The sequence below is a fragment of the Petrachloros mirabilis genome (genome assembly GCF_975968855.1).
Genome location: NZ_CDLUDY010000163.1, coordinates 1 through 10,140, shown reverse-complemented (window position 1 = coordinate 10,140; position 10,140 = coordinate 1). Strand labels below are relative to the sequence as shown.

The 10,140-nt window shown below is 52.4% G+C and carries 11 protein-coding genes; 8 read left to right on the top strand and 3 right to left on the bottom strand.

What is annotated here, in order from left to right:
- The first annotated feature begins 11 nt into the window (after positions 1–11).
- Positions 12–146 carry a hypothetical protein gene (locus ACWVCN_RS06535; protein WP_455244754.1) on the top strand — a complete coding sequence of 45 codons (135 nt, stop codon included), beginning with the start codon at positions 12–14 and terminating at the stop codon, positions 144–146.
- Here the strand turns inward: ACWVCN_RS06535 and ACWVCN_RS06530 are convergent.
- On the bottom strand, positions 143–379 hold the full coding sequence (locus ACWVCN_RS06530; RefSeq protein ID WP_455244753.1) for an Lrp/AsnC family transcriptional regulator: 237 nt from the start codon (positions 377–379) through the stop codon (positions 143–145). The genes ACWVCN_RS06535 and ACWVCN_RS06530 overlap by 4 nt on opposite strands.
- Complete coding sequence (locus ACWVCN_RS06525; RefSeq protein ID WP_455244752.1) at positions 345–836, bottom strand: hypothetical protein; 492 nt, start codon at positions 834–836, stop codon at positions 345–347. Before ACWVCN_RS06525 ends, ACWVCN_RS06530 begins: the two co-directional genes overlap by 35 nt.
- 273 nt (positions 837–1,109) lie before the next feature.
- Between ACWVCN_RS06525 and ACWVCN_RS06520 the strand changes: the two genes are divergently transcribed.
- The 3 genes from ACWVCN_RS06520 to ACWVCN_RS06510 are packed head-to-tail and all read left to right on the top strand — an operon-like array spanning position 1,110 to position 3,332.
- A complete protein-coding gene (locus tag ACWVCN_RS06520) occupies positions 1,110–2,639 on the top strand; it encodes a YifB family Mg chelatase-like AAA ATPase (protein WP_455244751.1) in 1,530 nt (509 codons plus the stop codon).
- A gap of 19 nt (positions 2,640–2,658) precedes the next feature.
- On the top strand, positions 2,659–2,862 hold the full coding sequence (locus ACWVCN_RS06515; protein ID WP_455244750.1) for a hypothetical protein: 204 nt from the start codon (positions 2,659–2,661) through the stop codon (positions 2,860–2,862).
- 44 nt (positions 2,863–2,906) lie between these two features.
- Complete coding sequence (locus ACWVCN_RS06510; protein WP_455244749.1) at positions 2,907–3,332, top strand: hypothetical protein; 426 nt, start codon at positions 2,907–2,909, stop codon at positions 3,330–3,332.
- 10 nt (positions 3,333–3,342) lie between these two features.
- Here ACWVCN_RS06510 and clpB read toward each other — a convergent pair whose 3' ends face one another.
- Positions 3,343–5,940: an ATP-dependent chaperone ClpB gene (gene clpB, locus ACWVCN_RS06505; RefSeq protein WP_455244748.1), complete on the bottom strand. Its 2,598-nt coding sequence runs from the start codon at positions 5,938–5,940 to the stop codon at positions 3,343–3,345.
- 123 nt (positions 5,941–6,063) lie between these two features.
- Between clpB and ACWVCN_RS06500 the strand changes: the two genes are divergently transcribed.
- The 4 genes from ACWVCN_RS06500 to ACWVCN_RS06485 form a co-directional block, all read left to right on the top strand.
- Positions 6,064–6,894, top strand: a complete 831-nt coding sequence (locus ACWVCN_RS06500; RefSeq protein WP_455244747.1) for a hypothetical protein — start codon at positions 6,064–6,066, stop codon at positions 6,892–6,894.
- A gap of 187 nt (positions 6,895–7,081) precedes the next feature.
- Entirely contained in the window at positions 7,082–8,554 is a 1,473-nt protein-coding gene (locus ACWVCN_RS06495; RefSeq protein WP_455244746.1) for a HAMP domain-containing sensor histidine kinase, read from the top strand.
- Positions 8,551–9,330, top strand: coding sequence for a hypothetical protein (locus ACWVCN_RS06490; RefSeq protein WP_455244745.1), 780 nt, complete (start codon positions 8,551–8,553; stop codon positions 9,328–9,330). The genes ACWVCN_RS06495 and ACWVCN_RS06490 overlap by 4 nt, the downstream gene beginning before the upstream one ends.
- A gap of 11 nt (positions 9,331–9,341) precedes the next feature.
- A partial coding sequence (locus ACWVCN_RS06485) for a sigma-54-dependent transcriptional regulator (protein ID WP_455244744.1) occupies positions 9,342–10,140 on the top strand: 799 nt, incomplete at its 3' end.

Here is a 10,140-nt window from a genome sequence, read left to right as displayed (position 1 = left end):
TGCAAGCCTTTATCCAGGCTGTTAAGAGCAACTCCACACCTCTGGTCACAGGCTTGGACGGATGTCTTGCTGTCGAGGCGGCAGACGCCTGCTACCGATCAGCAAAACAAGGCAGTGCGGTTGTATCAGTGAGTCCTGGCTCCTAACTGTCCGCGACTATGTGCGTGTCCGTCTCCTCTACACCTTCTATCTGATGGATTTTCGTGATCACCACATCGGATAGAGCTCGCTCGTCAGCGACGTTGATAAAAACAAAAATATCCGGTTGACCGAAGCAGGAATGGGCCTGCTCGACACCTGTGAGTTTCTTAAGCGATTGCAGGACGTCCTTGGTTCGCCCCGCTTTAACTTTGATAAGGATATAGGCCTTGGTTGCCATCACGTCGCTCCTTTCGATACTCATGTTGTGCGCCTGGCATCTTCCGTCGGTGCTCCGAGAAGACCTGATGAATGTTTCGTCCGCTCCGATTGTATGATGTTCGGGCTTTCTCGTAGAGCTGACACAAGAGCTCCATTTCTGACCGCCCCATATTGAACTGCGCCAATCCATCGGATAAACGTTCACGTTGTTGCTCCGATCGCGTCCCGTAATACTCGCAGACCGCCTCAACGATCTCTGATGTCCAACCTCTCTTCAGGAATCTTCCTTTCCGTTCTGTAGCGCCTCCTTCCCACTTGGCTGTCACGGCCTGATCGAAAAAATCACGCACGGCGGAATGCGAGCTTTTCATAAATGCCGCCTGAAGTTGAATGACGGTTTGGATCACGCGATTCGCTTCTGTTGTCCCCTCGGGAGGTAGGACATCGGCACTCTGAAGAGTAGCGAGAATCGCCATCGAAGCCCCTACCGGACCTGACGAAGTCTTTCCTTGCGTCTGAGCATTGATCCCGGTGGGAGAGAGAGTCAAGAGGAGAATAAACAAGAAGCAAAGATAAGAGAGCTGCATGCAGCGATTATACAGAAGGTACGTAGCTGGCACCAGCTTCAAGGAACGTCGCAGGATCCATGCAGAATGGAAGTATTTTGTCCAGTTTCTGATCGTTGTTCTTGAATCGCTTTATACTGCCTCCTATAATTCCCGCCGTGCTGATCATCCTCGGGAACTAGTATGCTGGCAAAGGTGCGAAGCATTGCGCTGGTTGGCCTCGACGCGTTTTTGATCGATGTCGAGGTCGATATCGCCGGCGGCCTTCCTCAATTTTCCGTCGTGGGTTTGCCTGATGCGACTGTACGAGAGAGCCGCGATCGGGTGAGAGCAGCCCTTAAAAATACCGGGTTTCATTTTCCTGCGAAAAAAATCACAGTTAACCTTGCTCCTGCCGATCTTAAAAAGGAAGGCGCCGGTCTCGATCTGGCAATCGCCATAGGAATCCTGGTCGCGGAGGAAGTCGTGCCGGCCGACAGCCTCAATCGGCGAGTTCTCGTCGGCGAACTTTCACTGGATGGTCAAATCAAGAAGATCTCTGGCGCCTTATCGATCGGCATAACATGCCGGCAGGATTACGATCTTTTACTTCCTGCAGAAAATGGCCATGAGGCTGCAATGGTCGAAGGCGCCAAGGTATTTCCGCTCCATACCCTTCCGGAGGCGGTGGGCTTCTTGAAGGGAGACCTCACAGTAAGTCCTGTTCTAGCCAATCGAACAAGGTACTTCGAGCACATGTCATCTGAAGAGGATGATTTCCAGGATATCCGAGGACAGGATGCCCCCAAGCGGGCATTGGAGATTGCTGCTGCCGGGGGGCACAACATGCTCATGGTTGGCCCCCCGGGGTCCGGTAAAACCATGTTGGCGAAGCGATTGCCGACGATCCTCCCCCTGATGGATCTCGAGGAGGCAATCGAGACGACTCGTATCCATAGCGTGGCAGGCCAGTTGTCGATGGACAAACCATTGCTGACAGTACGGCCCTTTCGTGCTCCGCACCATAGCATTTCAGATGCCGGCTTGATCGGTGGGGGAACGATACCCAAACCGGGAGAAGTTTCATTGGCTCATAACGGTGTGCTGTTTCTCGACGAGTCACCTGAATTTCGACGCCCCGTTCTCGACGGACTGAGGCAGCCGCTTGAGGAAGGCAGCGTGACACTCACGAGGGTTAGCGGTTCGTTGCGGTATCCGGCCTGTTTCATGTTGATCGCAGCAATGAACCCCTGTCCCTGTGGTTTTTACGGGGACCGGACGCGCGAATGTGTCTGTACACCTCAGCAGATTCGTCGATATCGTGCTAAATTGTCAGGCCCCTTGCAGGACCGCATCGATATCCACATCGAGGTTCCGCCCGTACCTGTGCGTGAACTTCACGGCCAAGGTGTTCTGCCGGAATCGTCCTCAGCCATTCGATCGAGGATCCAGGAAGCCAGGGACCGCCAGAACAGGCGATACCGCCATGATGGGATCCGTACGAATGCCCAGTTGAAGCCGCGGCTCATGAAGCGGTATTGTGGGCTCGACAAATCTGGTGAGAGGCTCCTGGAACAAGCAATGACCAAGTTGGGGTTTTCCGCAAGGGCGTATTCACGCATTGTGCGGGTGGCACGAACGATAGCTGATATGGCCGGTTCTGATAGGATCGATACGGTTCACGTCGCGGAGGCCATTCAGTATCGAAGTTTGGATCGACGCTTGGAAAGTTGAGGCCATTGTGGTTAAACCCATGAAAGTCTTTCTTTGGTGGTTTATCGTGGGAGCAACGATGGCGCTTGCAGTTATTATGCTTCAAGGAGGGATCCGTGAGGTTATGCAGGCGCAAGGATCGGTCTGGGAACTGAAACTGGTGGAACTCCTCACTACGATCATGGGTGGGGGACTACTCGGAGGCTGTATCGCCCTCATTCTCGACCGTATCAAAAAGTCCTAAGGTTAGAGCTTCGTGAGAATGTTCATTAACGACAAGGAGATACAATGAATCTGGAAGTCGGGTCGAATTTGTATCAGAACACTGATGGCACGATTGAATTCGAGGGCGTCCCGCAAATTCAAGTTTCACTGAAACCTTCGACGAACGCATTGATGGTGAACTTTGCACTGTTCGATGACAAAGGCGTCATGAAGGCGAAACTTGTGGACAGCACGTTGATGTTCAACGAACAGCGCGCCTACGAGGTGAGCAAATCTCCGTCCAAGGTCGTGCTCACACATGCACAATCGCAACAGATCATCTTACAGATGGAGTTGAAAAGCCCTGACGTCGTCGTCATGACGAAAGGTAACTTTTACACAGTCAAGGGACGCCTACTGGAAGTCTCACCGACGGAATGGAGAATTGACAAGAAGCAAACGAGTGGCATAACCCAAGACGCCAAAGGAGGCGCTGTCAAAATCGGCTAGAGTTCGCGGGCTACGAAGCTGTCACCGTCGGCACAATCACGAGATCCCCGTCCTTGATATCTACCACGGCCGTATCTCCGTCACGAAGTTCTCCCTTTACCAATTGGCGGGCAATCGGGGTTTCCAGCGTGTGCTGGATCAGCCGTTTTAGCGGTCTGGCGCCGTACACCGGATCATAGCCACGCTCTCCCAACTGACGAAGGGCAGCCGGTGAAACTGTCAGTTTGATGCGCCGTTCCGTCAAGCGTGTACGCAACCGGTCCAGTTGAATCTCAACAATCTTCGTCAACTGATCCGTCCCGAGCGGATGGAATACCACCGTTTCGTCCACTCGATTCAAGAACTCTGGCCTGAAATGCTGGCGTAGCTCTCCCATGACCAGCTTGCGAACGTCTTCGTAGGCCAGTCCTTTTTGCTGAGCTTCGAGAATATGCGGACTGCCGATGTTGGAAGTCATAATCAGCACGGTATTCTTGAAATCGACGGTCCGTCCCTGGGAATCCGTCAATCGGCCGTCGTCAAGAACCTGCAAAAGCACATTGAAAACATCGTGATGTGCTTTTTCAATTTCATCGAACAGGATGACCGAGAAGGGACGACGACGTACCGCCTCCGTAAGTTGACCGCCTTCCTCGTAGCCGACATAGCCGGGAGGGGCACCGATGAGGCGTGCAACAGTGTGTTTCTCCATATATTCAGACATGTCAATGCGGACCATGTTTCCTTCATCGTCGAAGAGGGTCGCGGCCAATGCCCTTGCCAACTCGGTTTTCCCTACGCCGGTCGGGCCGAGAAATAGAAATGACCCGATCGGTCTGTTCGGATCCTTAATGCCTGATCTGGCGCGTAACACTGCATCAGCTACTGCTTGGACTGCTTCTTCCTGTCCCACGACCCGCTGATGCAATAGCTCCTCGAGTTTGAGCAATTTTTCCGTTTCTCCTTCCACCAAGCGAGATACTGGGATACCGGTCCACCGGCTGACTATCTCAGCGATATCATCTTCATCGACTTCTTCTTTGAGCAGTCGGCTTTCGTCTTGTTTCTTGCCGAGCTGTTCTTGTTCAACCGAAAGCTCTCGCTCTAGGCGGGGCAGTTCGCCGTACCGCAGTTCAGCCACACGGTTGAGATCATACGCACGCTCCGCCTTTTCGATAGCTAGCTTCACCTCTTCAATCGCCTCGCGCGTTTTACGAAGACGTGATACGGATGCTTTTTCCGATTCCCATCTCGTTTTTAACGCGTTCAAGTCGCGCTGCTTTTCCTCTAATTCTTTCTCCAGTGTCGTGAGTCGTGCCTGACTGGCCTGGTCTTTTTCCTTGCGCAAGGCCTCACGCTCAATTTCCAGCTGCATCACCTTGCGAGAAACTTCGTCAAGTTCCGCAGGCAAACTGTCAATTTCCGTCCGGAGTCTGGCGGCTGCTTCATCGACGAGGTCGATGGCCTTGTCGGGGAGAAATCGATCGGCGATATAGCGATGGGACAACTTTGCCGCTGCAACTAATGCAGCATCCTTAATCCGTACACCGTGATGCACCTCGTATCGTTCTTTGAGTCCACGAAGAATTGAGATTGTATTGTCAACGCTCGGTTGATCGACCAGCACTGTTTGAAAGCGTCGTTCGAGCGCGGCGTCCTTCTCGATGTGCTTCCGATACTCATCGAGCGTGGTCGCTCCGATCATGTGAAGCTCCCCGCGGGCCAGCATGGGCTTCAGGAGGTTTGCAGCGTCCATCGCTCCCTCTGCGGCCCCGGCACCCACGACGGTATGCAATTCATCAATAAAAAGGAGGATCTGGCCTTGGGAAGCCTGAATTTCCTTGAGGACGGCTTTTAACCGCTCTTCAAATTCGCCACGAAACTTGGCGCCTGCGACGAGGGCTCCCATGTCAAGAACGACGACCCGTTTATGCTTGAGTCCTTCCGGCACATCTCCCTTCACAATACGAATAGCCAATCCTTCGACGATCGCCGTTTTACCCACCCCCGGCTCTCCGATCAAAACCGGGTTGTTCTTTGTGCGACGGGAAAGGATCTGTACGACGCGACGGATTTCGTCGTCTCTCCCGATAACCGGGTCCAGTTTTCCCTGGCTCGCGAACTTTGTAAGGTCGCGGCCATACTTTTCCAGCGATTGGTATGTTCCTTCGGGATCTTGACTACTCACTCGTTGATGGCCTCGCACTTGTTGTAGGGCACCAAGGAGTTTGTCTTTTGAAAGGCCGATCTTTTTGAAGACGCCGCCTTCTTGCACCATCGCGAGGAGCACGTGCTCGACGCTGAGGAAATCATCCTTTAACGATCGTTGTTCATCTTCGGCTTTGGTGAGGATTTGATTCAATCGAGATGTTATATGTATTTGTCCAGGCCCACCACTTGCGCCTTGAACTTGCGGAATTTTAGCCAATGCTTGGTCGACTGCCTGGCGAATGGATGACAATGCACATCCCGCCTGCTCGATGAGAGACGGGGCGATCCCACCCTCCTGATCGAGAAAGGCGAGCAAGAGATGTTCGGCGTCCATGCCTTGATGGTTACGCCTCATGGCATGGGAAGAGGCTGTTTGCAGAGCCTCCTGCAGTTTGATCGTCATTCGGTTTATGTCCATGTCACCTCTCCCATGCTCATTAAAATGATACTGTTTCAATCAGAATAATCACGGGGGCAGGAAAGTCAACCGTGATCCCGCGAAAGCCTTGACCCATCGTCGGGGTCCAGACTATTGTCATTCATGGGAACTCAACTAGCCGCGCTCATCGATCTTTATCGTGGTGTGTTGCAGAAGACGTGGCAATCGCTGCAGCGTGGCTGGATCACTATCCTTGCCGTTATCGGGTTTGCCTTCCTCCTGAACGTGGCCCATCAAATCGCCGCCCCGTTAGGCATAGTGGGAGGATTTATCCTTGGAGCCGTCAATGCGCTGCTTGTTGGAGCGACATTGAGCTTAATCGAACAGTCGATCATGTTTACACGAACCCTGAAACCCAGGGATATATTCGACAGTTTCGGGCACTACTTTTGGGACGTCATCGGGGTCGGATTTGTCTTGTGGATTCCGCTTATGGCATTGAGCATGGTGACACAAACGAATCCGAACGGTCTCTTTCTATCGTACGCGGTGATGCTATTGATATTTATTCTACTCAATCCAGCTCCAGAGGTGATCTATCAAGTGCGGCATGACTCGCCGCTCGATGTATTCAAGAGTGCCTATGAATTTGTCATTGAGAATTGGATTGAATGGTTCCTGCCGATTGCACTGTTACTGCTTCCATTGGTCGCTGCGCCCGATGGGATTGCTTCGTTTTTCCGGCTATCGAGACGAGCTGGGAGGGGTGCCGGGCTTGACTTTGCTCAGATTCTCACACTCCCGTTCACGATTATTGAAAGCTGGCTGAGTTACCTGGGCGTGGCCTCAAATGTCGGGGGACTCTTAGGTCTCCTGTTAACACCTGTGCTGGCCGTTTGCCTACTCCTCTTTCGGGGACATCTTTTTGCACGTTTATCCGGTTCATCGAGACGGCAACGACAGTTCGCCGCAAAACTTCGGGGGGATGAATAGAGCAGGTTTGTCTCGAAGCCCGCAAAGAACAAAACCAAAGTATTCGTTTTTAGTGTAATTTGGATATTTCATTACTCACCTGGGCAATGACAGATTTGACCGAAAATTTGAGAGACAAGTGAAAATAGTGTATGGATTTACCTACACAAGTATTTTCCTCGGGCCTGGAGCGTAGGGGGCCTCACTCGTGCGGCTGTCTATTTTTTGGCGGATTGTTCTCACGTCACTCCTTATCATTATCGTGATGGCAGGGGTCAACTTCTACGCTCTGTTTCAGCTTCGACAGTTATCTGCTCTCAGTACAACGCTGGCATCACAACACTATCCGGCAATCGAATTGGCAAAACGTGTTCTGGCCTTGGCTTATGGACAACTGAACAGCGAAAAGAAATATCTCGCCGTAGGCGACTATACCTTCTTGATCCATTTCGACGAAGAGACAGAAGAATTTCATAGAGGGCTGGAATCGCTGCTCCGACAAGAAACGTCGGTTGAAGCCAAGCAATTACTCGAACAGGCCAAACGATTGCAACAAGACCGGCTCGCACTGTTTCATGCCGAACTTGAACAGAATCCCACAATTCCCGGTACGCTGTCTCCCCTCTACGAGGGAAACCGAAATCGGATCACCGATCAGCTGACTGCCGCTCTTGACCAATATGTCGCGTTTCACGATGCGGCGATCAGTGTTGGCGTCAGCCGGTCTCGAGAAAGTGCAGCCCAAGCCGAAGCAGTAACCGAGCAATTGGTGTTACTGGCACTGTTCTCCGGGATCATTTTGGCCGCTATTGCAAGCTATACGATCTTGCGGCCCCTGCGTCAGCTACAGACCCATATCAGGCAAATCGGACAGGGGAATTTTCGTGGATCGCTGAATATTCAGGCTCCTAGCGAGCTCCGTGAACTGGTTGACACAGTCAATTGGATGGCGGGCAAGCTTCAAGAACTCGACGACATGAAAGGAGAATTCCTCGCGCACGTGTCGCATGAGCTACGAACGCCGATGGCGTCAATTCAAGAAGGTACTCATTTGTTGCTTGATGAAATTCCAGGTCCACTCCGCGAGGAACAGCGGACAACCCTACGAATCATGGCTGATAGCAGCCGGCGACTAATTACCTTGATTTCGACAATCCTGGATCTCTCAAAAATGGATGCAGGGATGATGGAGTACAGGATCATCCCGACTGACCTGAAACGCGTTGCTGACATCTCCATCAATAAAATTAGGCTATTGGCTGATGCGAAGCACGTCCAGTTGGTGGTAGAAGTTCCGGCTCAAAGGGTGTGGGTTAAAGCAGATGCCCTGCGGATCGAACAGGTCTTCGACAACCTCCTCTCAAATGCCTTGAAGTTCAGCCCAGAAGGCGGCATCGTAAAAGCTGTAATGAAGCCGGATCTCAAAGCCGGTGTTCTAGAGGTGTCTGTTTCCGATATGGGCCCAGGCATTCCTGCGGATGAGTTGCCCCATATCTTCGAACGGTTCTACCAAGGCAGTAACAAATCCAAATACTCGACCCCAGGGAGTGGATTGGGCCTGGCCCTCGCAAAGAAGGTTGTTGAGGCACACGGAGGCAGGATTTGGATAGAAAGCGAAGTAAGAAAGGGAACCACTGTACGGTTTATCCTACGGTTAACCAAGTCAGGAGCCTCGGTATGAGTTGGTTGACGGCCAGCTCCAGTGTTCGCGCCTTCGTCCTACTAGTCATGGGCGGTTGCAGCGGTTTGTCTCCTATGCCCCCGAAAAGCCAGCCGTATTTCATAGTTGACACAGGGGAAGCGAAGATTCTCCATAGCATGGCCAAAAAACAAGAGGTTCTTCTGGCAAAATGCGGAGAACGTAACACCTGCGATCATGCGTATTTTACCCGTGCTCTCATAGGGTTATACGAAAGTCGCGAGGTTGCCGCGAAGTACTTCGGGAAGGTGATAAACCTAGCACCAAGAGGGCAATTGGCAGCCCCTAGCAGAATTTGGCTACGGCTCCTCCAGGTTGAGCCAGCTCCAATGGATCGGTCCTGGTTTAACTCAGTCATAGAGGCCCCGGCAATCTCCGATGGCCAGGCTACACTCGGGAAGGCGGCAGATCTCCTGGTGCGAGATTTGCTTGAGAAAGAGATGGCCTTGCAGCAGCTTCGCGTCGGCAAGGACGCTGACACCAAATTGATCGAGGTGCTGCAGCGGGAATTGATCGAGCAAGAGCGGGAAGTCGAAAGCCTGCTCGGAAAGAAAGAGCAAATCAAGGCTTCCACGGATCCGGTTACCGTTCAATCGTTGCAGAAGCAGCTGACAGAGCGCGACAAGAAGATCGAGGAACTGACGAACCAACTAGAAGCACTGAAACGAATCGATCAAGAGATGCGAGAGAAGGTACGGCCCATTCGGCCGCCTTCCTCGGTGGTGACGCCTCCCATGCCTGAAATGACGAACCCATAGAGAAGGGAACCATGGAACAAGAACATATCCTCGTAATCGATGACGAAGAAGGGCTGCTGCAATTGGTTAAGATGCGTTTGAACGCAATGGGGTTTGCCGTCACTGCATGCACCTCTGGAAAAGAGGCTATCAGTGCCGCCAAGACAAACCGGTTCGATCTCGCGATCACCGATCTTCGGCTTCGAGGAGAAGATGGATTGGACCTCACCGAGGAACTGCTTCGAATACATCCGGGTTTGCCCGTAATCATCTTAACGGCTCATGGAAGTATTCCCAATGCCGTCGAAGCCGTCCAGCGCGGTGCCTTCGGCTATCTCACAAAGCCATTTGACGATAAAGAGCTTAAGGCAAAGATTGAAGAAGGACTTTCACCCCAGCGGATGAGCCGGGAAATCCAACGACTCAAGTCCCTCGTTAACGAGCTCTACGGGATGGAAAATATTGTGGCGAGGAGCCCGGCGATGCAGCGCCTTCTGCAACAGGTCCTTCAAGTCGCGGACTCAGATGCGACGATGCTCTTGTTTGGTGAGACGGGCACAGGCAAAGAAGTACTCGCCAGGGTTACCCATGCGAATAGCCGACGGAGCAAGGGGCCATTTGTCGCGCTGAATTGTGCCGCGATACCAGAAACACTCTTTGAATCGGAACTCTTCGGCCATGTCCGTGGTGCCTTTACAAGCGCGCATGGGCCGAAAAAAGGACTCTTCCAGAGCGCCCATGGCGGCACGCTCTTTCTTGATGAAATCGGAGAAATGCCGCTCTCGATGCAGGTAAAGCTGTTGCGTGCAGTACAAGAGAGAGAAGTTCGTG